The organism is Lactobacillus porci (genome assembly GCF_009695985.1).
GTDB classification, from domain to species: Bacteria; Bacillota; Bacilli; order Lactobacillales; family Lactobacillaceae; genus Lactobacillus; species Lactobacillus absianus.
This window is the reverse complement of sequence record NZ_VUMX01000010.1, coordinates 47,291-74,136: the sequence shown is the minus strand read 5'-3', so window position 1 is coordinate 74,136 and position 26,846 is coordinate 47,291. Positions and strand designations below refer to the sequence as shown.

Sequence of the window (26,846 nt, the reverse complement as noted above, 5' to 3'; positions counted from 1 at the left end):
ACTGACAGTTCTGTATAATTCATAGTAAGAAGGGCTCCCCATGTTTTTGTCGTTATTAACATTGTAAGGGACAACCCTTCTTTTTTTGTTATCTAATTTCTATTTACACAAGAATTTATACTGAACCCAATTTCTTCACCAAACTCCACAATTATATTCACAATTTCGCCATATAATTTGCGTACTATATAACCATAGACAGAAGCAAGAAAGCTTCTCCTCTATATCTAAATTTCTTTTTTATTTTTCTTTCCTCTTACACACAACACACATAACACAAAAAGCCGTCAGCTCAATTCGAGCTGGCGGCTTTTGCTTGTCGCTGATTCTTTTTCCAGTCTTACCAGATCTTGACGCGCTTGTCAACTTCCAGGTACATCCCGTCGCCTGGCTTAACGTCAAAGGCCTCATAGAATTGGTCCTGGCATTGGGCTTGGACGTTGGCCCGCAGTGGACCTGGGGCGTGGACGTCGACGGAAACGATCATCTTGATGGCCGCTTCCAGGGACTTTTGCGCCCAAACGCGGGCCCAGTTGGCGTAGAATTCCTTCAAATCGTTGCCGCCTTCTTGTTCGCAGGCAGTTACGGCCGCGGTCAAGCCGCCCTGGTCGGCAATGTTTTCAGAGACGATCTGCTTGCCCTTCAAGGTGGTTGGACCAAACTTCAGGCCATCGAACAAGTCAACTTCGGCCTGAGTCCGCTTGGCGAATTCCTTGTAGTCAGCGTCAGTCCACCAGTTCTTCAGGTTGCCGTATTCATCGAACTTGGCCCCGTTGTTGTCAAAAGCGTGGGAGACTTCATGGGCAATTACGGCCCCGATCCCGCCGTAGTTGGCGGCCCGGCTTTGGTCGGCGCTATAGAACGGCGCCTGCAGAATGGCTGCCGGGAAGGTGATGTCGTTTCTCTGCGGGTCGTAGCAGGCGTTGACCATGTTCCCCGGCATCAGCCAGACCGTCCGGTCAACTGGCTTGTGCAGCTTCTCCAGGCTGTACTTGATGCTTTCCTTGGTCATTTCGCGCTCGTTGGAATAGAGGCTGCCGCCTTGGCCGGCCGGCACAACCTGCAGACGGTTGTAGATGTCTTCGATCTTGTCTGGGTAGCCGACTTTAAGGATCAAGGCCTGCAGCTTGACGATAGCCTGCTGCTTAGTAGCTTCGGACAGCCAGTCGTTCTTGGCCAGCCGGTCCTCGTAAACGGCCAGCATCTTGTGGATCATGTCGATGATGTCCGCTTTGGCTTCATCCCCGAGGTACTTCTTCCCGTAGTAAATGCCCACTACTTCGCTAAAGGCACTGTCAGCCAGACGGTAGGCCTGCTTGACCCCGCTGGCCAGTTCTGGCTGGCCGGACAGGGCCTGGCTGAATGGGAAGGCGGCTTCTCTGAAGGCCTGAGACAGGTAGGAAGCAACGCCGTTGATGAACTTGGTCAGGATCCAGCCCTTGATTTCCGCGAAGCTGTCCGCGTTAAGCAGCTGCTCTGCCCCATCCAGGTAGCGGGGTTCAGTGTTGATGATAACTTCTGGCACTTCACCCAGGTACCCTTCCAAGTAGCCCTTCATATCGAAGGAGCTAAACTTCTCCAAGAAGTCCACGCTCTTCATCGGATTGTACATGGCTGGGTAGTCAGCCCATTCTTCGCTGGACTTGACGATCTTGGACAGCTTCTTGTCGTAGGCCAAGGCGCCGGCAACGTATTCCGCGGCTTTGTCATCTTCAACGCCAGCCATCTTGAACAGCTGCAGGCTTTGCTTCTTTAACACGTCCAGCAGCTTTTCCGCGTCAGGGCTCTGATAAGTAGTCGTGTCTGGCAAAAAGGTTGACGGGCCGCCAAAGTAGACCGCATTAACCTTGGTATTCTTCATGTCCGCGTCGATAGAAACGGAGAACGGCACGGCAAAGCCAGCCTTAGCCAAGGCTGGAGCCTGCCGGTTCAAGTCGCTCCAGTCCTTGATGCCTTCCAAAGCCTTTAAGTCAGCTTGAATCGGCTCCGCGCCATCGCTGTCGCGCTTGTCGAAGTCCCGGGCCAGCTTGTAGAGCTCAACGGCCTTATCCATGTTGGCCAGGTCTGGAACGGCTTTTTTGCCATCGGCAAAGTCAGCGAAGTCGGCCATCAGCCATTTTTCCACGTTGTCAGCAATCTTGACAAAACTCCCCATGCTGGAGCGGTCAGCTGGAATTTCCAGCTTGTCCAGATATTCTGAGTTTACGGCCAAGTACAAGTTGTCTTGCGGACGGGCTTGCAGATCTGGGACAGTCGTGTCGCCTGCGCCTCCGCGTACGTTTTGTTTAATCATTATGCCTCCTGAATTGCGATTATCATTATTTAACTAGCAGCCTTGCTGGCCGACGCCACAAGCCGCGCCGGCCGCTGCCTTTTCCTGCTTGATCTTCTCCATGGCTTCATCGGCTTCCGCCGGCCAGATTGGCTCAAAGCCCTGTTTCCGCAGGTAGCCTTCCCAGTCAGTGAAAACCGTCCCGTCTTCCTTGACGCAGGCGGGAATGCCCAAGTCATGGACCGCCTTTAGATGATCAAAGACCGGGTTTGTGTCGCGCAGCTGGATGAAAGCTTTCATCTTTGGCATTGACGCGAAAATGTTCACGAACCGGTAGCCGATCCCGTACTTCTTAAAGCTTGCCTCGCAAGCAATGCAGTCCGGACAGATCTTGGTGCCATATACTGTCAGCATAGTTTTTCCTCCGTTTCATCATTTTGTTATCTATTTTACATTTTTGCGGCAAAGAGTGACACCAAAGTGCTTGATCAAGCAAAAAAAGAATCCATTGCTGGATTCTTTTGCGGCTTTGCCAGGGGCAAAGCTTTGCTTTTTAAGCTGCTGGCTTTTTCCTACTTATACAGCTGCAGCTTATCCTTCATCTTGGACCGCAGCGGAATCAAGAAGAACAGACAGAGGAAAATGCCGGCACTGGCGACGATGAACATGGCCTTGTAGCCAAAGAGGTCGATCAAGGTCCCGCCAAACAGCGGCCCCAGGGCCCGGCCCACCCCGCTGGCCACCAAGGTCAAGCCTTGGTACTTGCCCTTGCTGGTGTATGGCGACATATCGTTGACCAGGGCGGGAATGGCGGAGAAGGCCGTCGATTCGCCCAAGGTCAGGATTGACATGGAGAGCACGAAGCCCGGGTAGGTCTTGGCAAAAATCAGAGTCAGCCAGGAAATGGCAAACATGAAGACGCCAAAGAAGATTTGGTGGTAGATCGTCTTGAAGATTCCCGGGAAGCGGGCCAGGATCAGCTGGACGATCACGATGATGCTGGCATTGATGGTCCACAAGGTTGAGTACAGGTGGAAGGGAATGCCCAGGCTGACCATGTAGACCGACAGGTTGGACTCCCAGTTCATGTACATCAGCCAGGTCACGCCCAAGGTAATGTAGAAGCCCATCGTCATCATGAAGTTGGCCTTTGGCATTGGCTCCGTCTTTGACGGGGCCTGGCCGGCGGCCTTACGGGCCTTGCGGCGGTCATGGTAGGCAATGATCGGTCTGAACTTGAAGATCGCGATCACGCCGCCAATCGCGTACAGCAGGCTGGCAATAATGAACAAGAGCTCGATCGAATAGTCATACAGGTAGCCCACGATCAAGGTCCCGATTACCACGCCCAAGTTTTGGGCAAAATACAAGATGTTGAAGACGTAGCGGCCCGGGTACTTGCGCAGGCTGGTCGCGATCGAATTGATCACGGCCCCGTCCCAGCCGCCTAGGAAGCCAGTACAGATCAGCCAGAACCAGTAGATGGGCCAACCGTGGAAGAAAGCCATCAAAAGCAAAATGACGGCATCCGTCAGCATCCCGCCCACGATCAATGGATACGGATTCAAGCGGTCAAACAGGCGTCCGCCCAAGGTCGAGCCAACCATGTTGGCGGCACAGTTGCAGAAAAGGACGATCCCGATTACCGACAGGCTGATGCCCAAGCGCTTGTTCAAGTAGACCGAAGTCAGCGGCCAAATAAAGCTGGCCCCGATCCAAGTGGCCAGTTCAGCCAGCAGCAGCCAAGGCAAGCCGATTTCTTTGCCGCCCTTTTCACCATGTTGCAATCTCATTTTTTCTCATCATCCCCCTTTTTACGCATTGCTAAAACTGACAAGTTCTCAAGCTTAGTTTATCAATTAAAAAAACGACTTGCAAAAACAAGTTATTTTAAGTTAACAGGGGGAAGCAGCTCTCTGCTGTGAATAAAAAGGCTTCTAGAAGTTTTATCACTTCTAGAAGCCTTTTATATTCGTTAGAGTCCTTTTCCCAGACTCGTCTTTTCTCCCAAAACCAATGTCTTACATTGCCTTTTATGCTTCCGGCTTCCGTTCTTCCTTCAGCAGGTCAACGATTTCCGCCAAGTATTCAGCTTCTGGCGAAACCTTTGGCGCTTCCTCTTTCTCCTTCTTCGGCGTCAGCTTGTTGATCGCCTTGACCAACAGGAAGATCACGAAAGAAATGATCAGGAAGTTGACCACGGAGTTGATGAATTCCCCGTATTTGAACTTGGTATCACCGATCTGCAAGATCAGGTTGGACATGTCAATCTTGCCCACGAACAGCCCGATCAAGGGGTTGATCAGGTTCTTGACCAGCGAGTTGACGATGGCCGTGAAGGCAGACCCCATGATCACGCCGACTGCCAAATCAATAACGTTGCCTCTGGCAATGAAAGCTTTAAACTCTTTAATCATGATAATACTCCCAAAAATTTGCGCTTTTCAGCATTAATTCCTGTCAAGTATATCATATTTTCTTTAGAGCTCCTTTTTATTGCCCTGCAGACCGCGGACATGGGTGGCATCCTGAAGGACTTCCAAGACGCCCAGGTATTGGCCTTGCTGATCGCGCACGGCAATGTACTGGATGTACACGAAGCGGCCCCGGAGCTCAAACCAGAATTCATGCTTGTCCTTTTTGCCACTGCGCAGGTCAGCCACGATCTGCTTGACCTTGGCCACGCTCTTGGGCATGTGGATGCTGAAAAGATTCATCCCCAAGTCATTGGCTGAGTGCGGATAGAAGCCGCAATTGCCGCCAAAATAGCGGATGATGTCGTCCTTATCGACAAACGCCAGGTCAAAGGGCAGCAGATCCAAAATTGCGGACAATTGGTCAAAATTCAGTCCTCCTTGGGCAAACTGCAAAAAGACCTGGCCTAGAGCCGCCGGCCCCTTGCTGGAGGAAGCTGCCGGAGCGACCGACAATTGAGCATCATAATTGGCTTTTTCATTGCCGCCCAGCTGGCCGGCAAAGGCACTGATCTGCTCATTCCAGTTCTTGGCCAGCTGGTCCAGGTCGCGCGGCTTTTTGGCAAAATCCGCCAGCTCCTGCTGGCTCGGCCGCCAGTTGACCGGCGGATTGATCAGGGTATAGCCAAACTGCGGCTCATCCTCTTTAACCTTGCGCCAGTCATCCGGACTAGCCACGTCAGCCAGCAAAGGCACCATGATGGCCTCTTCCTTGAAGATCATTTCCGTGACCTCCTTGGCCGCCCGCTTGACCTTCCGGCTGAGCTCTTCTAGATCAGGTGCTTCTTCCTCGGCACAGGCCGCCGCCTCCCTGATCCAGCCACGGATGTCGTCATCTACGCCCCACATGACTTGCGGCGGGGCGGTAATCCCGTACTTGGTCATCAAGGGGAAAATCGAAATCTCTTTCCGGGCATAGTGCTTGCCAATCGTCCGCAAGTCCGCCAGCTCCTGGCGGATCCTGGCCAAAACCGCGGTCCGCGGGTCTTGGACGTACTTGTCCAGGTCCGGCAAAAGAGCATCATTCACCAAGCTGGCAATAACCATGTTCTCCAGCTTGAGCGTGTGCACGGGGTGACCGGGCCGGGCAAAGGCCGGGCTCTCCTTGCTTTGCCCAATCGCTCCCCTAAATACTTCCGCGTGCACGGTGCACAGGTTCTGGATCTCAGCCGGATTCAAGCCGCCGGCAATCAAGGCCCGCTCGGCCTCAGTGATTTCACGGACGGAAACTTGGTCAAAAGCTGCCTTAAATCTGGCCTTGGCCTGGTCAAAGTCCCCATCTTCCTGCAAAATGCGGAGGATTTCGGCCAGCTTGGCCTTCCGCTCCTCCAGACTCATTTGTTCAGTCATCAGTCTTGCACCTGGTATCCTTTCGCTTGCAGCAGCTGCTTTACTTCTTCCAAGTCAAAACCCATGGCCTGGCAACCCAGGCGCAGGTTCATCACCCGGCCGACTGTCTGCAGCATCCCCGGCTGCTTGATCCGGTCAAAGCCAATCGCCGCCATGTCATCCACAAAGCTGGGATACCGGTCCGCCAAAGTCTTGATCGGCGTCCGCGTATCAAGCTTTTTCACTGCTGCAGGCGCTGGCTGTTCCTGCCCGCTGATCCCCAGGGCCGCTTTGGCACTGGCTGACAGGCGGGCTGGTGACCAAACGGGGTACCAGACCAGCTTGACGGCTGCCTCCGTGATTCCTGGCACCTGGCACACGGCTGCTTTGATCTGCTGGTCCAAATAATCGCTTAAGGGGCAACCCATGGTCGTCAGCGTCATCGTGACCGTGCAACGGCCAGCTTCTGTGATGTCAACTCCATAGATCAGGCCCAGGTTGACCACGTCCACCAAGAGTTCCGGGTCTTCTACTTCCTGGAGCTTTTCAATGACCTGGTTTGCCAGGCTGAGCTTGTCTGCAATCATGCTTGCCTCCTTTTTAGCGAATCAGCTTGTCCCAGATGACCGGGTGCTGGTCCGGCGTCGCGAAGGACTTCTGCACGTCAATGATCCGCTGGTTGCTGGATCCTCTAAACTGCAGGGTCAAGTCCTTCAAGTTGTCCATAAAACGGCCATCGACCAAAATATCGATGTTGTGCAGCATCTTCAGCTTGTCAGGCGTCTCCTGGAGCAACTCCTCCCAGGTGTAGCCAGACCAGGACCAGATGTCCTTGTCATGGCCGAATTCCTTTCTGACCCGGTCGATGATCCGGTTGCAGACCCAGGTGTTCAAGAATGGCTCTCCGCCCAGCAGGGTCAGCCCCTGCACGTAAGGCTGGCTGATGTCGTTGATGATCTGGTCTTCCAATTCCTGGGTGTAAGGGCGGCCGTAGTTAAAATTCTGGGCAGCCAGGTTGTAGCAGCCTGGGCAGTCAAACAGGCAGCCTGACACGTACAAGGAGCAGCGGACCCCTTCCCCGTCAACGAAGTTGAAGGGCTTGTAGTCGGCAATCTTGTGCTTGCTGTAGTCCTCGGAAATCCATTCGCCCGGCTTGGGATTCTTGGGCATCCGCTTCATCTTCTTGACCCGCTTGCCTTCCTGGCCGGCCTTCGGCTTGTATTGGTCCGGGTTGACGAAGACCGTTTCCCCGTCAACGCTGATTCTGATCAGGTTGTCGCGGACATCCGGTCCTTCTTGCTGGTTTTTGTCTTTTTCTGGCATCTTTGTTTCCTCTTTTCAAAAAGCAAAATAGGCAATGGAACAAATCCCATTGCCTATCTCATGCTCGCCTTTTAGTATTGGCTGTTCTTCAGCTTTTCCGCGTTGGCTTCCTCGTCAACCATGCCCAGGGTCATGTGCTTTGCCCGGTGGGCAATTTCTTCATGACGGCCGTGAACCATTGGCCGCTTCAGTGGGTTGCCCAAGTAGCCGCAGGTCCGCTTGACGCAGTCGCAGGTTTCTGGGTTGTGGTTGCCGCATTGCGGGCACTCAAAGCCTTTGGCCGTGGCCTTGAATTCACCGGCAAAGCCGCATTCGTAGCACTTGTCGATTGGCGTATTGGTCCCCAAGTAGCCGACCTTGTCGTAGGCCCAGTCCCAAACGGCTTCCAGGGCTGCTGGGTTCTGCTTCAGGTTCGGGTACTCGCAGTAGTGGATGAAGCCACCAGCCGCGTATGGCGGGTAGTCCTTTTCAAAGTCCAGCTTTTCAAATGGGGTTGGGTGCTTGCGGACATCATAGTGGAAGCTGTTGGTGTAGTATTCCTTGTCCGTGATGTCCTTGACCTTGCCGAACTTTTCCGTGTCCAGACGGCAGAAGCGGTCAGTCAAGCTTTCGCTTGGCGTGGAGTAGACGCTGTAGTGGTAGTGGTTTGGATCTTCCTTTTCCCACTTGGCGCAGGCATCGTGCAGCTTCTTGACCACTTCCAGGGTGAACTGCTTGGCTTCTGGGTTATGTTCCCAGTTTGGCCCGTAGAAGACCGTGCCGACCTCGTAAAGGCCAATGTAGCCCAGGGAAACCGTGGCCCGGCCGTTCTTGAAGAAGTCGTTGACGTCGCCGTCATCGCCGACCCCCTTGCCGAAGGCGCCGTATTCATACAGGGTTGGAGCGTTGACCGGCTTAGCTTCAGTAACCCGGTGGGCCTTGAATTCAACGGCTTGCCGGCACAGGTGCAGGCGGTCGTTGAAGATCTCCCAGAAGCGTTCCATGTCCCCTTCGCTCTCCATTGCGATTCTTGGCAGGTTCAGGGTCACGACGCCCAGGTTCATTCTCCCGGAGTTGACTTCCTGGCCGTTTTCGTCCTTCCACCCTTGCAGGAATGACCGGCAGCCCATTGGGGCCTTGAAGGAGCCAGTGATGTCGATGATCTTGTCGTAGCTCAAGATATCTGGGTACATCCGCTTAGTCGCGCATTCCAAGGCCAGCTTCTTGATGTCGTAGTTTGGGTCGCCTGGGTGCAGGTTCAAGCCCTTCTTGATCGTGAAGACCAGCTTAGGGAAGATGGCGGTTCTGTGCTCAACGCCCAAGCCTTCGATGCGGACTCTCAGGATGTCCTTTTGGATTTCGCGCTCAAGCCAGTTGGTGCCCAGGCCAAAGCCCAAGGTCGTGAACGGCGTCTGGCCTTGGCTGGAGAACATGGTGTTGATCTCGTATTCCAGGCTTTGCATTGCGTCGTAGATGTCCTTCTTGGTCCGCTTCTTGGCAAAAGCCTTGACCTTTTCTTCATCGTCGATGAATTCGCGCCCTTCTTCCAGGTGCTTCTCGTAGTTCTTCTCGGCGAAAGGCGCCAGAACTTGGTCGCAGCGGTCAAATGAGCAGCCGCCGTATTGGCTTGAGGCCACGCTGGTGATGATTTGGGCCACTTGGCTGGTTGCCACCCGGATTGAGTTAGGAACGTCCATGAAGGCGTTGCCGATCTTGAAGCCATGGTTGAGCATGTACTTGAAGTCGATCAGGCAGCAGTTGGACATTGGTGACAAAGGCGTGTAGTCCAAGTCATGCCAGTGGATGTCCCCGCGCAGGTGAGCCTTGGCGATGTGCTTGGGCATCATGGTCAGGCCGAGCGTCTTGCCAACCGTCCCAGCCGTCAGGTCTCTTTGGGTCGCGAAGACGTCTGAGTCCTTGTTGGCATTCTCATGGACGATCGTTGGGTCCTTGCGGATCAGCTTGGACAGGCGCTGCTTGGTGTCGGTCTGCTGGCGCCATTCTTCCTCGTCTTCCTGGCGCTTCTTTTCATATTCTTGAGCCTGGCTGCGGTAGCCAAGTTCATTCAGGCTTTCCTTGAAGGCCCGGTGTACTTCTTCGGCAGTGGCCGTGTCAGCGCCCAGCTTGTCGTAAACCTTGCTTAAAACGTCAGCCTTGATGTCTGAGTCGCCCAGACCCAGTTCTTCCAAGACGATTTCCAGCTTGAATTGTTCAAACTTAAAAGTCGCACCATCACGCTTGATAAAAGTTTTGGGTTCGTTGGCGAAGACAAGACTCTTCACTTCTGGAGCTGGCTTTAACATGACAATCATCCTCTTCTTAAAAAATATCTTCTTTGTAAACTGAATACGTGCTTGGCAGCTTTGGCAGCTGCTCCCCTTGCTCTTGGCAAGTTAGCCACAAGATAAAGCAGGTCTTGTGGATTATTTGTGGATAACCCCTATATCTTGGTCATCTGATGGATCTAGCATACCATAAAATACAAGATGTTGTGGTCTATACAAAGCCACAAAGGGCCCAATTCTCAAGTAAAAAATCAGTGCTGATGCCCCTTTGAGCCCGTATAGTTATTAAAAAAGAATATTTTTTATTTTTTGCTTTTTGTAAAGCGGCTTGGACTTTTTTAAATCCAGGTAAAAAGAAAGACGCCGGCCTTAGGCCAGCGTCTAAACAGCAGTTGCTTGCAATTGCTTTTACTCAGCTACTCAACTTTTTCGCCCACGATCTGCCGGCGGCCGCCTTCCTTGCCCTGGTACAAGTAGCGGTCGGCCTTGGTCAGCAGGTCGCGCAGGTCCTGGTTGTTTTGCGGGTGACCGAAGCAGTAGCCAATGGTCAGGGTCACGGGGCGCGGCGCCCCGTCGATATAGGCGCTGGCCACGCTGTCGGCCATCCGGCCCAATTCCTTGACAAACTGTTTGCGCGTCATGTGATTGGTGACGATCAAGAACTCATCGCCCCCATAGCGGTAAATGTCATTGCCAAAAAAGAGCCGGCCGGTCTGACCCACGATCCGGATGACCTCATCGCCGCACTTATGCCCAGCCAGGTCGTTGAAGTCCTTGAAGTGGTCCACGTCCAGCATGGCCACGCAGAGGTCCTTGTCCACGAAATAGCGGAAGTCATGCCGGAAGCCATAGCGGTTCTTGATCTCAGACAATTCGTCGATCACGCTCTGCTCGCGCCAGCCGCGGATGTCAAAGTCCCCAATGAACAAGGTTAAAGTCAGCAAAGACATGGTCAGCAGAAAATTGCTCATCCGCAGATAGATGAATTTGGCGTTCATGACTATGGCCAGCAGGTAGATGACTTCAAAAGACACGGTCCACCAGAAGCGCTCCCCTAGTTCCCGCCAGCGGTGCCAAACGGCTCTGAGAGCGCCGTAGAGATAGAGGCAGGCTGACAGATCCAGGATCCAGTGCCAGGGGCCGTGGACAAAATAGCTGCTTGCGACCAACCGGTAGATCTTGTTCCGGCTGAAAGGAAGCAGCAACGCGGCAATGGCCAGCGCGTACGGCAGGCAGTAGATCAGCCAGCGGTCTTTTTTTAGCGGGCGTTCGCCAATGGTCAAAAACAAGGCAAACAAAAAGAACAAAAAAGAGATTGATGCAAAACTGATCTTCTGCACAATGCCGCAGAAAAACGGCTGCCATGAATTAGCATAAATATCGTGGTTGGCCATGTAAGTCCAACAAAAGCCGAAAAATGCCGAAAATAAGACGTTGACGTCCAAAAGCAGCAGGGCAATCGAGCTCCTGCGCTCCAAAGTCCAGGTAAAGCCCCGGCTTAAGCGAACGACGATCAATACCAGCAAAATAATGCAGGCGCATAAGTCAAAGGTCTCGTTGAACTTTCCCGGCGTGTAAATCACTTTCGTCCTCCTTTCGCAATCGCTTACACCAGATATTTTACTATATGTCCAGGAATATTTTACCATTTTTTCCGCAAAAAAACGCTAGCGATCATCACTAGCGTTTTAATGATCTTTACTTTTTTGAAAAGATTACTTGTTCTTTTCGAAGTACTGGCCCTTATTGACTTCAAAGTAGGTCTTGAAGCGCTTGTAGTAGTTGTGGAACATGTACTTCATCAAAAGCCAGCGCTTGAAGGAGCTGTCCTTGTCGTAGAAGACGGTCGTGCCCACCTTGCCGGCTTCAATCAATTTCAAAGCCTCGTCCTTGGCTGGATTTTCCACGGCGTATTCCTTGAAAATCTTCTCCGGAACGCCAAGCCAAAGCATGTGGGTGCTTTCCAGCTTGTTGCCGTAAACGGTCTCCTTGCCCTTCAGGGAGTCTTCCACGTAGTCGTCGATGTACCACTTGGCCAGGTTGTAGCCGTTCAGGGTCACGTAGAAGCTGGAGCGGCCTTGGCGGAGGTTGATTTCAAAGAACTTGTACTGGCCGTCGCGCTCGTCGAACTTGATGTCGAAGTTGGCCATCCCGGTGTAGTTGATCTTTTCCAGGAAGCTTTGCACCGTTTCGTAGAGCTTTTCATCGTATGCCGGCAGAATCGCCATGTAGTTGCCGATTGACTGCGGGGTCGGGTCTTCCAGCATTGGGTGGCCCAGGCACATCATCTTGACCTGATGATCCTTATCCACGTAAGCGTTCAGGACCCGCATGTGGGAGTCGTCGCCTGGGATAAAGTCCTGCAGGATCAGGTCTTCCTTGTAGCCGTTGGTGTAGATCTTGCCCACGATATCTTTGAACTCGGCAAAGTCCTTGATGACAAAGGCCTTCTTGCGGCCTTCAAACTGCACGTCCAGCCAGGAAACCGGGTCTTCTGGCTTCAAGGCCACTGGGAACTGGAACGGCACCTCTTCATAAGAGCCGTCTTGGTAGTCCTTCATGGTGATGATGTGGGTCTTTGGATATGGCAGACCGTATTCTTCACAGACTTCGTAGAAGCCTTCCTTGGAAATCAGCTTTTCCAGCATGTCGTAATCGATGTAAGGCACGATGAAGGTTCCTTCCAGCTCCGCCTTGTGCTTGGCCAAAAGCTCAGCGTAGCCGTCCCCGCAGGCGATCAGGATAACTGGCTCTGGGTGGTTCTGGTATTCCTTGATTTTTTCATTCATGACCTGCATAAAGCCAGGGTCTTCCGCAAAGCCCGGGTGGACTTCCACGTCGACGATCTTGGAATAGCGGGTAGCAGCCAGCTGGGTGGCAGCCCAGGCCTGCACCTTGATGCCATATGCTTCATTGAATGAGCGCGCCATGCCGTACACGTTGATGTCGCTGCCCAACAGAATTGGTGTAAATTTAGCCATTGGAAATAACTTGTTCTCTTTCTCTTTTTTGCTTTTTCTTCTCTGCTCGCTTTTTGACTACAGCAGCTTGCCTTGCGCGATCAAGGCTGCTACTTCTGGCTGCACGTGCTGGTACTTCTTCACGGTTTCATCGTAGTCAATGAAGAAAAGCTTGTACCAGACCAGGAAGGTGTAGATGGTCCAGATCTGCCGGCGGTGGGACCCGTCGCCCTCGTAGTTTTCGTCCAAGAGGTCCAGGATCTTCTTTTGATCAAAGATGTCGTTCACGAAGTCTTCGCTGAAGAGCTCTCTAACCTGCTTGTAGAAGCGCTCGTCCTGCAGCCACTGCTTGATTGGGGTTGGGAAGCCCAGCTTTGGCCGCTTGGCCCATTCGTCTGGCAGGACCTTTTCTGACGCCTTGCGCAGGGCGTACTTGGTGTCGTACTTGTTGACCAGGTACTTGGTTGGAATGGAGTTGGCCAATTCTGCGATCTTCACGTCCAGGTAAGGCACCCGGAGCTCCAGGGAGTGGGCCATGGAAATCTTGTCTGCCTTCTGTTCAATGTCATTGAGCATGAAGTGGTGCAGGTCGATGTACTGCATCTGCTTGACGTTGTCCAGATCCTTGACCTTCTTGAAGTCTTCCTGGTAGATGCCGTTGACCGTCAAATTGTTGCGGTAGCTTGGCTGCAAGATGGCGTTGGCATCCTTAGACGTAAAGATGGTCGGGTAGTCCATGTCGTAGATGACTGACTGGCCCACGTAGAATTCGCTTGGCTCAGCCAGGTTGGTGTACAAGTGGACCTTGCCTGGGAAGTTCGGCATCTTCTTGATCTTGTGGGCCAATTTGATCCGCTTGTTCTTTGGCAGCTGCTTCAGCTTGGAAGTAAAGACCTTGATGACGTTGTTGTGGGTGTGCATCCCATAGTTCACGTAGCCAGCAAACAATTCGTCAGCCCCTTCGCCGGACAAGGCAACCGTAACGTGCTTTCTGGCCAGCTTGCACAGGTACCACAAAGGAATGATTGACGGGTTGGCGTCTGGCTCGTCCATGTGGTACTGCATTTCCGGGAAGTCGCGCATGGCTTCTTCTGAGTCGACCTTGTCAGCGTAAAAATGCCAGCCGTTGATGTCGGACAAGGCCTTGGCCTTGGAGGCTTCATCGTAGGTGCTGTCGTCAAAGCCAATTGAGAAGACTTCGTCAGGGTCCAGCAGGGAGGTCAAGAAGCTTGAGTCCACCCCTTCGCTCAAAAAGGCCCCAACCTTAACGTCAGCGTTGCGGTAAAGGTCAACGGTTTCCTTCAAGTCTTCGTTGATCTTCTTGACCGTTTCCTCAAAGGACAGGCTGTTTTCCTTGTATTCCGCGTCCCAGTACTGGTGGGTCTTCATCTTGCCGTCCTTGTATTCAAACCAGTGGCCTGGCTGGAAGCGGTAGACGCCCTTGAAGAAGGTTTCCTTCAAGTCGTTGTACTGGTTCATCAGGTAAGGCTTGACGGCTTCAGTGTTCAATTGCTTCTTGAAGTGCGGGAATTCCAAAAAGCTCTTCAATTCTGAGCCGACGACCAAGTGACCATCCACGTCTTGGTAGTACATTGGCTTAATCCCAAAAAAGTCGCGGGCCCCGTACATGGTTTGGGTGTTGTTGTCCCAGATGATGAAGGCAAACATCCCCCGCACCCGCTTCAAGATGCCGTCCATGCCCCACTCTTCGTAGCCGTGCAGGATGACTTCCGTGTCCGCCTTGGTGGTGAAAGTGTGGCCGGCCTTAATCAATTCTTCCCGGAGTGGCTTAAAGTTGTAGATTTCCCCGTTGAAGATGATGGCCCGGCTGCGGTCTTCGTTGTAGATTGGCTGGCTACCGCCGCGCAAGTCGATGATGGACAGTCTCCGGAAGCCCAGGGCTACCTTGTCGTTGGTGTACATCCCATCGCTGCTTGGTCCGCGGTGCTTGATGGTAGCCATCATCTTGCCGATGGCCGCTTGCTTGTCATTAATTTCTGGATCATAAAAGGCGACAATTCCGCACATATCTGTTCTCTTCCTTAATTTGTTCTCGTTCTTATCTTTTGCTTGCTTTTATTGCCGGCTTTCGCCGTTTAAAGTCAACTCTATATTATAAAACAAGGACTCTAATGTTCAAAGAGTCCTTGCCAATTCTTAACCTTATATCAAAAACATTCGTCTTCTGGAAGCGGCTCCATAGCCAAAGACTTTGATCCGCCGCTTCTTCAAGTCGATATTGACGATATAGCCGGCAAATTCGTTCTGGTGGTCAATCTCCCGGTTGAGGTTCTTGTTGTACTTGGTGGTCAGCTGGTGGTTTGGCCCCATCAAGGCTGAGCAGTTGAACAAGATGTACTGGATCCCGTTGATCCGGTACTGGTCCTCCACGTGCCGGTGCCCGCAGAAGTAGGCGATGATCCGGGCATCTTCCACGCCGGTAAAGTCAAAGTCGTTGGTCAGGCGGAATTCCGGCGGCACGTCCTTGCTCGAGTGCATCCGCCCCTTTTCCTTCTGGTTAAAGGCCACCAGCAGCTCGTGCAGGGAGCGCCCATTGTACTTGAGGGCATTGCCGCCCTTGCGGTTGATCGGGTTGGCATGGCTCATCAAGACGATCTGTTTGCCGCTGGACTGCTGAAGGATTTCGATCAATTCCTGGATCTGGTCCTCTCTCACGCCCAAAGTAATCTTGACGTCGTGCTTCTTTTGCCCCTTCTCATCCAAGCGGTAAGGGATGTCAGAGGTGTTCAGGCTGATGACCCGCACGTGCCCGAAGTCAAACCAAGCTACCCCGTGCTGGCGGGAAATGTAGTGGATCCGCGGCTGCTTGTACATGTCCGGCCACATGATCTTTTCAAACTCCTTCTCCGGGAAGGAGGCCTTGAGGTCATGGTGCTCGTCGAACTTGTCGTTTTCATCGTGGTTGCCCTTGATCATCAAGTAAGGCACGCGAGCCGAGCGGAAGGAGTCGCGCAATTTCATCAGCTCGCTTTCGCTGATCAGGCCCGCGTCAGACCCGTCAATCCAGTCGCCTAGGTGGCACTTGAGGTCAAGCAGGCCCAGCTCATCCAGGTAGGAAAACTCGCGCACGTGCATCAAGCCGTTCCAGCCATAGAAGTCCAGGCTGTCCACGTTCTTGAAGTGGGTGTCGGTAATCACGCTGATGTTGACTGAATCCTCGCCTTCCCGGATCTCCCGCTTGACGTCAGCGACAAAGCGGCGCAGGTAGTCTTCCACGACATAGCGTCGGCCCGTCTTGCGGCTGCGGAAGGCCTTGAAGCGGTTCAGTTCTGGAATGAACTTCCGGTCGTATTCCGGCGCCAAAATGTCGGTCGACTCGGGACTGAGGGCCTGGTGCAGCACGCCCTGGTCGTCCTTGTACACCGTCAAAGTGAAGGGACGGTCGTCTGGCGTGGCGTCGCGGGCATCGACGTGATACTCGCCCACCGTCAGGTATTTCTGCATTGGATCCAGCAATTCGCCGCCATTCTTGCGCACGGTTCGCGTCTTGGAGGCCCCGATTGCCTTATCGATCATTCCCATTGTGTATTTAAACAAGTCCATTTTTATCCCTTACAGCCTAAAATCACAAAAAGCCGGACCTCAACAACCCGGCTCCTTATTCGTTAAAGATTTTCTGCCAACGCGTGGGCGGCCAAGCCCAAAGACAAAACCGCGTCCTTTGACAAAACGCTCTTCAGATCAGCGTCGGCAATGGCGTCAACCGCGCCGATCACCTTCAAGCCGTAAACCAGGACATGCAGGTCAGTCCGTGGCACGTAGTTGCCTTCGACGTAAGCATTCTCGTGGTTGTAGGTCAGGTTGATCACGTCCTTGTCGACGAAGCCGTCAACGTGGTTGGTCAGAATCCGGTCCTGCAGATCACCCAGCTTTTGCGTGAGGTTGGTCAGGGTCAGCAGGTGGTCGCTTTCGCTTTCATAGTATTCGTCTTCAGTGCGGTCGAAGTAGCTCGCTACCGGGTAGTTCAAAACGCCCAAAGCGTCGATCGTCTTGTAGACGCGGTCAGTATCCAGCTTTTCTTCGCCGTTAAGAATCTTTTCTTGCGCGTTGGCCAGCTCGTCAGCCAGCTTCATGGTTGCTAATTTGTCCATGTCATCCTCCTTGCAATACTAAACTAATTATAGCAAAAACTTCAGGCCGGTCAGCTAAATTTACCTCGAAAGACGTGATTTCCCCGTCTTCTTCTACCTTGCCTTTGCTATTTGTGCATCGTTTTTCCGCCAATCAAATCGGGAACTTTCCAATTTCAATTTTAGCATGTATGACAGGCAACATCAGATATTCAGCTAATTTTTCTGCTGCTGGTCAAGTTGCCGTCAAAAAACAAGATTAAATCAAAATTAATTTTCTCTGGTAATTTTTATTTTTGTGGTTATAATGGAGTCATACATTCAAAAAAGCAATAAAGTGATTATTGCTCTTGTTTTCAATTTATCTCGTTATTATTTATTGTGTTGTTTCGTATCAGCAGGAGGATTCAAATATGAAGAAAGGTAAATTTTTTGCTGGCGGTGCGGTTGCCTTGGCTTGTGCGGCCGTTTTGTCCGCTTGTGGTTCAAATAAGTCTGCTTCCAGTTCCAAGCCCCAATCGATGACTTGGATGAACACTGCGGAAATGACCACCTTGGATGCATCCAAGGCGACCGACCAGGCATCATATGAACAAATCAACAACGTTGAAGAAGGGCTGTATCTCTTGGGCAAGAACGCCAAGGTGCAAAATGCCCTGGCTACTTCCACCAAGAACAGCGCTGACGGCAAGACCTGGACCTTCACCATCCGGAAGAACGCCAAGTGGTCCAACGGGGACCCCGTTACCGCCCAGGACTTCGTCTATTCATGGCGCAGAACCATCGACCCGAAGACTGCTTCTGAATATGCCTACCTGTTCAGCGGCATCAAGAACGCCGACGCGATCGTCAAGGGCAAGAAGCAGCCTAGTGCTTTAGGGATCAAGGCTGATGGCAAGTACAAGCTGACTGTGACTTTGGAAAAGCGGATCCCATACTTCAAGCTGCTGATGGCCTTCCCGCTCTTCTTCCCGCAAAACGAACATGCCGTCAAGAAGTTCGGCTCCAAGTACGCGACCTCATCCAAGTACATGGTCTACAACGGGCCATTCAAGCAAGTCGGCTGGACCGGCTCCAACCTGACCTGGAAATTGGTCAAGAACCCTGACTACTGGGACAAGAAGGCCGTCAAGCTGGACACGGTCAAGTTCAGCGTGCAAAAGACCCCTTCAACCGACTACAACCTGTATCAATCAGGCAAGCTTGACGCTGCCTTCCTGGACGCGCAAGCTACCAAGTCTTTGAAGGGCAAGACCGGCTACACCCAGCGCAAGATGTCCACGACCCAATACCTGTCCTACAACCTCAAGAAGCACCCGGAATTCAAGAACAAGAACCTGCGCTTGGCAATCTCCATGGCCATCAACCGCAAGGAATTGGCTTCAACTCTCGGCGGGGCCGCAACGCCGGCCACGACCTTTGACCCAGAAGGCATGACGACCGTTGGTGGCGAAGACTACACCGCCACCGTCAAGAACGCGGCCACCGAAAAGGCCACGACTTACAACGTTAAGGAAGCCAAGAAGCTTTACAAGCAGGCTTTGAAGGAAACCGGCAAGAAGAAGATCTCCTTCACCCTGCTTGGCGACGACGATGACACGGCCAAGAAGGCGGCAGAATTCGTTCAAAGCCAGCTGGAAAACAACCTGGGCATTGACGTGCAAGTTCAAAGTATCCCGAAGAAGACCCGCTTGACCAGAATGATGAGCGGCAACTTCGATGTCGTTTCAACTGGCTGGAACGCGGACTTCTCCGACCCAATTTCCTTCCTTGACCTGCAGACTACCGGGGCTTCATACAACTACGGCGACTGGTCAAACAAGGAATACGACAAGTACGTTGCCGCTTCTAAGACGACCAGTTCAACCAGCGACCGCTTCAAGGATCTGGCCAAGGCTGAACAAGTCCTGCTGGCAGAACAAGGGGTTACTCCACTGTACCACCCAATCGAAGCCTGGATGATCAAGCCTAGCGTTAAGGGCGTCATCTACAACGGTGCCGGGGCTAACTACAGCTTCAAGTACGCTTACGTAAAATAATTAGGAAAGCATTAGCAGCTAACAAAAGAGACTCGCGGCTTACGCGAGTCTCTTTCTTTTGCCTAAAGAAGGCAGTAAAAGCAAAAAGCAAGTAATGATGATTGTCACTGTTAAAGTAATGACGCCATGATTAAAGTCAATGGCTTGATTGTTGACCTGCTGGGCCAGGCTGTTTAAGCTGACGCTCAAGCAGTTAAGGCAGGTGCTTGGCAGCCACTGGGCAATTTTGGTCACCGGTACAATAACATATACGCACAGGTTCAAGCCGACCGTCAACAAGAGCACGATCAGTAAAGTCGGGAACTTGTCGCGGATGATTTTGGCAATAAGTTCCGTCAAGCTGGCCAGCTGAAGGAGCAGCAAGAGCTGCAGGCAATGTAAGCTGGATAGCTTTTTCCTCCAAGAAGGCAATGTGAATATTGTATTTTGATAAAAAAAAGCCACGGCAGCTGCCGTGGCTTTTAAAAGAGTTATCATTCAAATCAGCTTAGACCAGCTTCTTCCGGATTGCACCGGAGATCCAGTCGATCAAAACAACCATAACGATGATCCCGAGCAGGATAATCCCGACCCGGCTCCATTGCCGGTAGTTCAAGGCAATGATCAATGGGTAGCCGATACCACCGGCCCCAACCAAACCCAAAACGGAAGCTGAACGCAGTGACACGTCAAAGCGGTAAAGGGTGTTGGAGATGATGGCTGGCATCAAGTCTGGCATCGTCGCGAAGACGGCCACGTTGAACTTAGAGCCACCAACAGACGTAATGGCTTCGCTTGGACCATCATCCAAGCTTTCAATTGCTTCTGAGAAAAGCATGGCCAGCATCCCAACTGAGTGGAAGCCCAAGGCCAATACACCGGCTGGGGCACCTGGCCCTACAGCCTTAATGAACATTAAGGCCAGCACGATTTCTGGGAAAGAACGGATGAAAGTCAAAACGATCTTGCCAGTTTCTGAAACCCAGAACTTCTTGTGCCGGGTGTTGGCAGCCCAGAAAGCAAAAGGAATAGAGATGACGGCAGAAATGAAGGTCCCTAAAAAGGCAATGCACAGGGTTTCCCACAATTGTGAAACCAGATCTTCGCCTGAGCCATTGTAAACGTATGACCAGTCTGGGTGGAACAAGCCGTAGAAGATGGCCCCACTGATTTCAGCAGCAGTGTCCTTGATCCCCCCAAAGTCAATCCCAGTACAGGACCAGATCACAATGGCGATCGAAAGGATCCAAGTTCCCCACTTCACCACGCGCTGCTTGGTCGTGACTGGCTTTGGCGGCAGTTTTTTCATTGTAGTAGTATTCATTAGCGCATCAACGCCTCCCGTGCCTTAGTTGAAACGAAGTCGATGATCAAAACGACGATGAAGACAACCAAAATGATCATCCCAGTTTGGTTGTATTGGAACATGTCCAAAGTGTTCTTCAGTTGCAGACCAATCCCGCCGGCACCAATGTAGCCCAGGACGGTTGAGGCCCGGACATTGATTTCAAAGGCGTAGAGGGCGTAGCTGACGAAGTAAGGCAGGATTTGCGGCATAACGGCAAACATGACGTTGTTCATGTTGTTGCCGCCAACTGCCTTAATTGCTTCACTTGGACCTGGATCGATGGTTTCGATGGCTTCGTAGAACAGCTTGACGACAACGCCGAAGGTGAAGACCGTCAAAGCGCAGATACCAGCAACTGGCCCGATGCCCACGATGGCAACGAAGATTGAACCCAGCAGCAGGTCGGGAATCGTTCTGATGATGTTCATGATGAAGCGCAAAACGCCAGTCACAACCTTGTTGTGAATGATGTTTCTCGCGATCAAAAGCGAATAGACGAAAGCCAGGGCAGAACCGATAACCGTACTGATGATGGCCATCTTAATGGTTTCAACCAAGTACGGGATGGCCGTACCAGCGTATGACCAGTCAGGCTGGGCCATCGCAACGAAGATTTCGCCGAATTGACCAAAGTTGGCGAAAAATTGGCTCAAGCTGGTATTGGTTTCCTGAACAGAGAGGATCAGGCCGACAACCATAAAGATTGCCCAAGCCCAGTTCCACATGCTGAACTTCTTCTTAGGAAGCTTTAACATGTCGCGATCAGTTGCAGACATCTTTTATTCTTCCCCCTTACCATTGCCGCCGTTGTAGATATCGTTAAAGACGCTTTCTGGAGTGTCTTCCATCTTCCCGTCGTAAACGATCTGCCCGGCACGGACGCCGATGACCCGGTGACCGAATTCCTTGGCCAGGTCAATTGAGTGCAGGTTGGCTACAACCGTCATGCCGTATTTTTCATTCAGCATCTTCAAGTCTTCCATTACTTGGTGGGAAGTCTTGGGGTCCAAAGACGCGGTTGGCTCATCGGCCAGAATGATTTCTGGGTCTTGGGTCAGCACGCGGGCAATCGCTACCCGCTGCTGCTGACCACCTGACAGCTGGTCGGCACGGGTGTAGACCTTGTCAGCCATGTCAACGCTTTGCAGGGCTTCGTACGCGCGCTGCTTGTCTTCGGCAGTGAACATGTTGAAGGTCGTCTTCCAAGTTGGGTAGTAAGCCAAGCGGCCAGCCAGAACGTTGCGCAGGACGCTTGAGCGCTTAACCAGGTTGAAGCTTTGGAAGATCATCCCGATCTTGCGCCGCATTAAGCGCAGCTGCTTGCCCTTGGCCTTGGTAATTGATTCGCCATCAATCAAGATGTCGCCTTCAGAAATATCATGCAGGCGGTTGATGGCCCGCAGCAGAGTTGATTTGCCGGCCCCAGAAAGCCCAACAATAACAACGAATTCACCCTTGTTGATCTTGAGGTTGATGTCCTTCAAGCCCACAGTTCCGTTCGGGTAAACCTTGGTCACATTCTTTAACTCGATCATCGGCTGTTCTGCCATGAATAATAACTCCTTAAAAAACTGATTATATAAACTGAAATTCTTGTTTGGCCCGCTAAAGGCTGATCATTGAAAATCGTGTCCTACAAAGACTGTGGGGCACGATTTTCACAATTATATTCGATTGAATCTGGATTACTTGTCAGTAGCCATCTTGTCGTACTTGCGGACAATGTTGAAGTCTGAGTCCTTGGCAGGAGTGTAGCCTTCGTGGCTGTAGATGCTTTCGATAATTTTCAGACTCTTCTTGTCCTTGCGCAGTGATTCAAAGGCCTTGGTAAGCTTCTTCCGGAATGACTTGCTCATGTCAGAACGAACTGAGATGGTGTCGTTAGGAATGGCCTTAGTGAAGTAGATTGGCACAACCTTGCTCATGATGTCAGGCTTATCGGCCTTAACAGTGTTACGTGCGTCTTCGAAGACAAAGGCTGCGTCTACGTCACCGCTCAAAACGTCAAGTACGGCTTGGTCGTGGCCAGTAACCGTAACCAGGTTGGCGTTGCCCTTCTTGGTAAGGTCCAGGCCCTTTTCCTTCAATTCAGCGATTGGGAAAATGTAGCCGGCTGATGAAGTTGATGATTGAACGGCAATCTTCTTGCCCTTCAAGTCCTTCCAGCTCTTGATCTTTGAGCCCTTCTTAACCAGGATTTCTGAACGGTATGATCTAACCAGCTTGTTGGTCAGCTTGCCGCCTGGTTGCTTGATGCCGTAGCGCAAAGCTTGCAGCAAAACGTCAGCGGCCTTTTGCTTGTGGGCCAGGACGTAGCCATCAGGTGGCAGGAAGCCAACGTCAACCTTCTTTGACTTCATGGCTTCAACAACCGTGTTGTAGTCAGTTGACATTGAGATCTTAACTGGCACGCCCAGCTTCTTGGAAAGGATCTTTTCCAATGGCTTAGCCTTGGCTTCCAACGTTGAAGCGGCTTGGCTAGGTACGAATTGGATCGTCAATGGGTGGCTCTTTGATGGAGTGTAGCCATTGGCTGATGATGATGACTTGCTTGATGAGCAGGCAGTTGCCAAAACGGCAGCAGCTACAGTCACGGCACCAAGCAAAACCTTCTTAAACTTTTTCATGTTTCCCCCTGAAAAAAGTTAAAAGTACAAAGTAACAACAGCGACATAACAATATGAGGACAGATACAAAAAACTAGTCCATGTCAGTAGGCGTCAAAGACACCCATTCACATCGACTAGTCACACGTAAATGTCTTCATAAATTGAACTACAGCAAGGCCCTCCAAAGAGAGAGCCGATGGCACAAGCAACATGTTTGAAATTGAATTGCGCATCATGCGTCTCCCTCCTTGTCTGCTTCTGCGTTCATCGAGTATTCTACCAGAAACATTCGTGTTTTAGCAAGATGTTTTCGAACTTTTTCCATAATTTGTTAAGATTTTAACTGCTTTGCACTTATTTACTATAGTATCAGCCAATAATACAGAAATAATCACGGCTGACCGGGTGATTTTTGGGCTAAATCCGAACAAAATTAAATCCAGGTAAAATTCCAGGCAAAAATAAAAGAAGCGCTTGGATCTTCTTCCAAACGCTCCTTAAGCCAGCTTATACTATTTATTGGATTTGGCAGGCATGTTGTCGATATCGGTTCTGACGATCAAGACATCGGCCATCGCGTGCTGGTTGACGTATTCAGTGACAGACCCCATCAGCATCCGTTCAACGGCGTTCAAGCCAGTGGCGCCCATCACGATCAAGTTGTTGTGGTGGTCCTTGATGAAGTCGTAAGAAATAATTCTCTTTGGGCTGCCATAGCGGATGTGGTAGTCCAGGTCATCAAAGGCCAGGTTGTCGTGGGCCCATTGCTTCAAGCTCTTCAAGTATTCTTCAGAGTCTTGGGTCATTTGGTAGATCGTGTCGCCGGAAATCAGGGTGTCTTGCATTTCGCCCATGAACTGGCGGGTGTCGATAACGTTCAAAACGTCGACATGGTAGCCATTGTTGGCCGCGATCTTGACTGCCTTGTCAAACGCGCGCTCAGCTGATTCTGAGCCGTCAACGGGTACCAAAATTTTGATTGTGTCTTCAGTCATAGTGCTCATCTCCTGTTATTTAACACGTATTTCCTTGTACCCTTATTTTAGCATAAACTCCATTTTTTATATAAAAGCATCAAAAAATTGTTAATCGCTTTAAAGCTTGATACAATACTGTCTTAAGCAAGTTTTAGAAAGGACGATTCCATGCAAAACCAACTCTACCGCCACCTGCTCGACGTCAAGGATGGCCGCAATTTCCGCGAACTAGGCGGCTACCGGACCAACTCCGGCCGCAAGATCAAGACCCATAAACTGATTAGAAGCGGGCATCTGGCCGACTTAACCAAGAGCGACGAGCGCTACCTGGCCGGCTATGGCCTTAAGTACGACGTAGACCTGCGGACCAGCTATGAGCGCGAGCACCAGCCAGACAAGGTCTGGAGCGGGCTGAACTACTTTGCGGATCCCGTCTTTGACGAAGACTTGACCGATTCCACGATGAGCATCTCCGACATGGCCAGGGCTGGCGGCGAGAACGCCTCCTGGGGCTTCAAGCGCATGCTTAGCGCCTACGAGAACATGGCCACCGGCCAAAATGCCAGCAAGGCATACCGCCACTTGTTTGAGCTCCTGCTCCAAAATGAAAAGGATCATGAAGCAGTCCTCTTCCACTGTACGGCTGGCAAGGACCGGACCGGATTTGGCGCGATCTTGATCTTGAGTGCCCTGGGCGTGCCCATGAAAACCATCGAGCGGGACTACCTGTTTACCAATGAAGTCGTTGCTGACTTCGTCAAGGAAAAGCTGGCCCGCGAGCAAGCCAAGGGAGCCGGACCGGATCTCTTGAACACCTTCCGCGACTTGCAGACGGTCAAGCCCGCCTACTTCAAGCACTTGTTCAAGACCATCAATGCAAGCTACGGATCAATCAATGCCTACCTGCACCAGCAGATTGGCCTCTCCAGCAGCGACCTGCTGGATTTGCGGGCGATCTATTTGGAATACTAGGCTAAAAATCCCCTGCAATCCGACAAACGATTGCAGGGGATTTTTGTGCTGTGGTTGGAGAAAAAACTTCTGCTTTTTCGGCTTGTTCAAAAGCTGAACCCCCCACCTGGACATCGACAGTTTAATTTAAATTCGTTGCTAAAATTGCTAATTATTTTAGCGCTTCACGTTTGTTTCTTTATTTGCTAATTTCCCAGGATTTTACAACTCAATGTCTAAGGAGCCTACTATTACGGCCTTTTTCAAAGTTTAAGATATTATTTTTTGAGTTGTAACTTAAACTCAGCGAAATCCTCTATCAGTTGATATATCAACTGATAGAGCACTTTGAGTAGTAATTTATGGGAAATGAGCATTTAGAAAAAGTGCAAAATAAAAGCCTAGCTTCCAAAATAAGGAAGCTAGGCTTTTTGTCAGCTGTAGTCTTTTTTAGTATACGGCACCTTCGTAGAAGTCGAAGCGCAGCTTGTTGAAGTTGAAGTCCTTCAGCTGGCTCATCTTGATCACGTTGTCGCTGACGCCCCAGCTCATGAGGTTGATCGGCTTGCCGTAGTCTTCGTCTGGGATGACCAAAAGGACGTACTTGCCTTGGCTCAAGGCGTAGCCCAATTCCATGCCCAGACCGACGTCTTCTTCATCAGGAATATAGACGCCCAGCATGACGTCGTTGGTCTTGATCCCGTTCAAGTCGTTGTTGTAGGTGGCCGTAGCCCAAACCTTGTCGTGCAGGTATTCCGGATGTTCGTCAACCCGGATGCCCTTGTACTGGTTGTCCAGGGGGACGTAGCTGTTTTCCATGTCAACCGTTGGGTTGTCCTTAAGGGCTTCCATGGCTTCCTTGTAGGCCTTATTTTGGCGGTCAGTGAACCAGCCGGCCCCGAAGTAGATGGTCTTCTTTGGCATATCTTGTATTCCTTTCATATCTGTCGCCAGATATTGTATTATTTTTTTCTAGAATAACTTTACCATTTTGCTGGACTGCTGGCTAGCAAATGCGGCAAGAAAAATTAAAAATCGCTTGTTTCTTGCTTTGACCACTTACAGAAAGCTTATAATATAAATGATTACCATCTTTTTGACTAGAGAGGAACGGAAAATGACTGAACGCGTTCTGGATCCAGCAACTTGCTTTGTCGTCCAAGCCACCGACCGGACGGAAATGTTTACGAAAGTTTACCAGCAGCTCTTTGAGCAAGGACTGGTTGCCAATGGCTTCTTAGAAGAAGTTATTCAAAGGGAGGAAGACTATCCAACCGGCTTGGACAGCCGCAATTTGGGTGCCGGCCTGCCTAACTTGGCTTTTTCGCATACAGAAGGCTGTTTCGTCAAAAAGCAGCGCATCGTACCGATTAGACTGCTTGAGCCGATTGTTTTCAAAAGCATGGTCAATCCTGAGCAAGAGCTGCCAGTCGGTTTTTGCTTCATGCTTTTAGATGATAAGGCCGACGGCCAGGCAAAGCTCTTGTCGCAAACCATGACATACCTTAGTCAGGCTGGAGTCAGTGAATTAAAGGAGCTCTTTGCCCTGACTAAGCCACAGGAAATCTACGATTTCTTGGCTGGCCGGCTAAGCTTCTAAGCCGCCGTCGACTAAGTGGTAGCAACGATCCGGCAGCTGGCTCAAGAGCTGTGGGTCGTGAGTCGTGAAGAGAGTCGTGGTGCCCGCTTTTTGCAATTGCTTGATTAAATTAATGAAAGTTCCAACTGCTTTTGCATCCAGTGCATTGGTTGGCTCATCGAGGACCAGCAGATCCGGTTTTTCCATGAAGGCTTGTACAATTGCCAATTTTTGGCGCATGCCCAATGAAAAGTCACGGACCTTTTGGTCTTTTTTCTTGTCTAAGCCAAAGACCTGCATGGCTTCAATGATTTCAGCTTCACCGATTTGGTGTCTAATTGCCGCGAGGTACTTTAGATTGTCCAAAGCCGTGTAGTTGGGAATAAAGTTGGGCGTTTCAATAATCGTTCCCGCGGAAACCGGCAATTGTTCATTGAAGACAACCTTTTTTCCATCTAAGGTGATGGTGCCGCTAGTCTTGATGAAGGCCAATACAGCACGGCACAGCATGGTCTTGCCTGAGCCATTTTCTCCAGCCAAGGCAACGATTTCGCCTTTTTCAACATCAAGGTTGATCTCGTGCAGGACAGGCTGATGTTTGATGATTTTAGAAACGTTTTTTAAACTGAGATAAGCCATAATTTTTCCCTT

Annotated in this window: 24 protein-coding genes; 3 read left to right on the top strand and 21 right to left on the bottom strand. The window is 51.2% G+C overall.

The annotated features are described in order from the left end of the window. Positions 1–340: 340 nt before the first annotated feature. The 13 genes from FYJ62_RS05065 to FYJ62_RS05005 form a co-directional block, all read right to left on the bottom strand. On the bottom strand, positions 341–2,293 hold the full coding sequence (locus FYJ62_RS05065; RefSeq protein ID WP_154548373.1) for a M13 family metallopeptidase: 1,953 nt from the start codon (positions 2,291–2,293) through the stop codon (positions 341–343). Positions 2,294–2,326: 33 nt separating this feature from the next. Beyond that, on the bottom strand, positions 2,327–2,686 hold the full coding sequence (locus FYJ62_RS05060; protein ID WP_154548371.1) for a glutaredoxin: 360 nt from the start codon (positions 2,684–2,686) through the stop codon (positions 2,327–2,329). Between the two features lie 158 nt (positions 2,687–2,844). Continuing rightward, positions 2,845–4,065 carry an MDR family MFS transporter gene (locus FYJ62_RS05055; protein ID WP_154548369.1) on the bottom strand — a complete coding sequence of 407 codons (1,221 nt, stop codon included), beginning with the start codon at positions 4,063–4,065 and terminating at the stop codon, positions 2,845–2,847. Positions 4,066–4,305: 240 nt separating this feature from the next. Further along, positions 4,306–4,689 (bottom strand): large-conductance mechanosensitive channel protein MscL, encoded by a 384-nt coding sequence (mscL, locus tag FYJ62_RS05050; RefSeq protein ID WP_154548367.1) that lies wholly within the window; start codon positions 4,687–4,689, stop codon positions 4,306–4,308. A gap of 63 nt (positions 4,690–4,752) precedes the next feature. After that, positions 4,753–6,096, bottom strand: coding sequence for a DUF438 domain-containing protein (locus tag FYJ62_RS05045; RefSeq protein ID WP_154548365.1), 1,344 nt, complete (start codon positions 6,094–6,096; stop codon positions 4,753–4,755). Continuing rightward, on the bottom strand, positions 6,096–6,662 hold the full coding sequence (locus FYJ62_RS05040) for an iron-sulfur cluster assembly protein (protein ID WP_154548362.1): 567 nt from the start codon (positions 6,660–6,662) through the stop codon (positions 6,096–6,098). Before FYJ62_RS05040 ends, FYJ62_RS05045 begins: the two co-directional genes overlap by 1 nt. Before the next feature lie 13 nt (positions 6,663–6,675). Next, positions 6,676–7,398 carry an anaerobic ribonucleoside-triphosphate reductase activating protein gene (nrdG, locus tag FYJ62_RS05035; protein ID WP_154548360.1) on the bottom strand — a complete coding sequence of 241 codons (723 nt, stop codon included), beginning with the start codon at positions 7,396–7,398 and terminating at the stop codon, positions 6,676–6,678. 71 nt (positions 7,399–7,469) lie between these two features. Next, positions 7,470–9,680 (bottom strand): anaerobic ribonucleoside-triphosphate reductase, encoded by a 2,211-nt coding sequence (nrdD, locus tag FYJ62_RS05030; protein WP_154548358.1) that lies wholly within the window; start codon positions 9,678–9,680, stop codon positions 7,470–7,472. A 398-nt stretch (positions 9,681–10,078) separates the two neighbouring features. Continuing rightward, on the bottom strand, positions 10,079–11,245 hold the full coding sequence (locus FYJ62_RS10980) for a GGDEF domain-containing protein (RefSeq protein ID WP_195837392.1): 1,167 nt from the start codon (positions 11,243–11,245) through the stop codon (positions 10,079–10,081). Between the two features lie 132 nt (positions 11,246–11,377). Beyond that, positions 11,378–12,643 (bottom strand): carboxylate--amine ligase, encoded by a 1,266-nt coding sequence (locus FYJ62_RS05020; RefSeq protein WP_154548354.1) that lies wholly within the window; start codon positions 12,641–12,643, stop codon positions 11,378–11,380. 57 nt (positions 12,644–12,700) lie between these two features. Next, complete coding sequence (gene asnB / locus FYJ62_RS05015) at positions 12,701–14,650, bottom strand: asparagine synthase (glutamine-hydrolyzing) (protein ID WP_154548352.1); 1,950 nt, start codon at positions 14,648–14,650, stop codon at positions 12,701–12,703. Between the two features lie 135 nt (positions 14,651–14,785). Beyond that, positions 14,786–16,186 (bottom strand): metallophosphoesterase family protein, encoded by a 1,401-nt coding sequence (locus FYJ62_RS05010; RefSeq protein ID WP_154548350.1) that lies wholly within the window; start codon positions 16,184–16,186, stop codon positions 14,786–14,788. Between the two features lie 62 nt (positions 16,187–16,248). Further along, positions 16,249–16,734, bottom strand: a complete 486-nt coding sequence (locus tag FYJ62_RS05005; protein WP_154548348.1) for a hypothetical protein — start codon at positions 16,732–16,734, stop codon at positions 16,249–16,251. Positions 16,735–17,126: 392 nt separating this feature from the next. On the opposite strand from FYJ62_RS05005, the gene FYJ62_RS05000 reads away from it, so the two are divergent. Then, positions 17,127–18,752 carry a peptide ABC transporter substrate-binding protein gene (locus tag FYJ62_RS05000; protein WP_154548346.1) on the top strand — a complete coding sequence of 542 codons (1,626 nt, stop codon included), beginning with the start codon at positions 17,127–17,129 and terminating at the stop codon, positions 18,750–18,752. Between the two features lie 39 nt (positions 18,753–18,791). On the opposite strand, the gene FYJ62_RS04995 is transcribed toward FYJ62_RS05000, so the two are convergent. The 6 genes from FYJ62_RS04995 to FYJ62_RS04970 form a co-directional block, all read right to left on the bottom strand. Next, positions 18,792–19,091 (bottom strand): hypothetical protein, encoded by a 300-nt coding sequence (locus FYJ62_RS04995; protein WP_154548344.1) that lies wholly within the window; start codon positions 19,089–19,091, stop codon positions 18,792–18,794. Between the two features lie 148 nt (positions 19,092–19,239). Continuing rightward, on the bottom strand, positions 19,240–20,055 hold the full coding sequence (gene phnE / locus FYJ62_RS04990; protein ID WP_154548342.1) for a phosphonate ABC transporter, permease protein PhnE: 816 nt from the start codon (positions 20,053–20,055) through the stop codon (positions 19,240–19,242). Beyond that, positions 20,055–20,855, bottom strand: coding sequence for a phosphonate ABC transporter, permease protein PhnE (gene phnE / locus FYJ62_RS04985; RefSeq protein WP_154548340.1), 801 nt, complete (start codon positions 20,853–20,855; stop codon positions 20,055–20,057). The genes phnE (FYJ62_RS04990) and phnE (FYJ62_RS04985) overlap by 1 nt, the downstream gene beginning before the upstream one ends. Before the next feature lie 3 nt (positions 20,856–20,858). Beyond that, the gene (gene phnC, locus FYJ62_RS04980; protein WP_154548338.1) at positions 20,859–21,629 is read right to left on the bottom strand and encodes a phosphonate ABC transporter ATP-binding protein; all 771 of its coding nucleotides are present in this window, start codon (positions 21,627–21,629) and stop codon (positions 20,859–20,861) included. A 135-nt stretch (positions 21,630–21,764) separates the two neighbouring features. After that, a complete protein-coding gene (locus tag FYJ62_RS04975; protein WP_154548336.1) occupies positions 21,765–22,706 on the bottom strand; it encodes a phosphate/phosphite/phosphonate ABC transporter substrate-binding protein in 942 nt (313 codons plus the stop codon). Between the two features lie 494 nt (positions 22,707–23,200). Beyond that, positions 23,201–23,683 (bottom strand): universal stress protein, encoded by a 483-nt coding sequence (locus FYJ62_RS04970; protein ID WP_154548334.1) that lies wholly within the window; start codon positions 23,681–23,683, stop codon positions 23,201–23,203. Between the two features lie 150 nt (positions 23,684–23,833). Here FYJ62_RS04970 and FYJ62_RS04965 point away from each other — a divergent pair, with 150 nt between their 5' ends. Then, entirely contained in the window at positions 23,834–24,637 is an 804-nt protein-coding gene (locus FYJ62_RS04965) for a tyrosine-protein phosphatase (RefSeq protein WP_154548332.1), read from the top strand. A 429-nt stretch (positions 24,638–25,066) separates the two neighbouring features. Here the strand turns inward: FYJ62_RS04965 and FYJ62_RS04960 are convergent, their stop codons facing one another. Next, the gene (locus FYJ62_RS04960) at positions 25,067–25,540 is read right to left on the bottom strand and encodes a nucleoside 2-deoxyribosyltransferase (protein ID WP_154548330.1); all 474 of its coding nucleotides are present in this window, start codon (positions 25,538–25,540) and stop codon (positions 25,067–25,069) included. Positions 25,541–25,733: 193 nt separating this feature from the next. Between FYJ62_RS04960 and FYJ62_RS04955 the strand changes: the two genes are divergently transcribed. Continuing rightward, the gene (locus FYJ62_RS04955) at positions 25,734–26,216 is read left to right on the top strand and encodes a PTS sugar transporter subunit IIA (RefSeq protein WP_154548328.1); all 483 of its coding nucleotides are present in this window, start codon (positions 25,734–25,736) and stop codon (positions 26,214–26,216) included. Here the strand turns inward: FYJ62_RS04955 and FYJ62_RS04950 are convergent. Next, positions 26,205–26,834 (bottom strand): ABC transporter ATP-binding protein, encoded by a 630-nt coding sequence (locus FYJ62_RS04950; protein ID WP_154548326.1) that lies wholly within the window; start codon positions 26,832–26,834, stop codon positions 26,205–26,207. The genes FYJ62_RS04955 and FYJ62_RS04950 overlap by 12 nt on opposite strands. Positions 26,835–26,846: the final 12 nt, after the last annotated feature.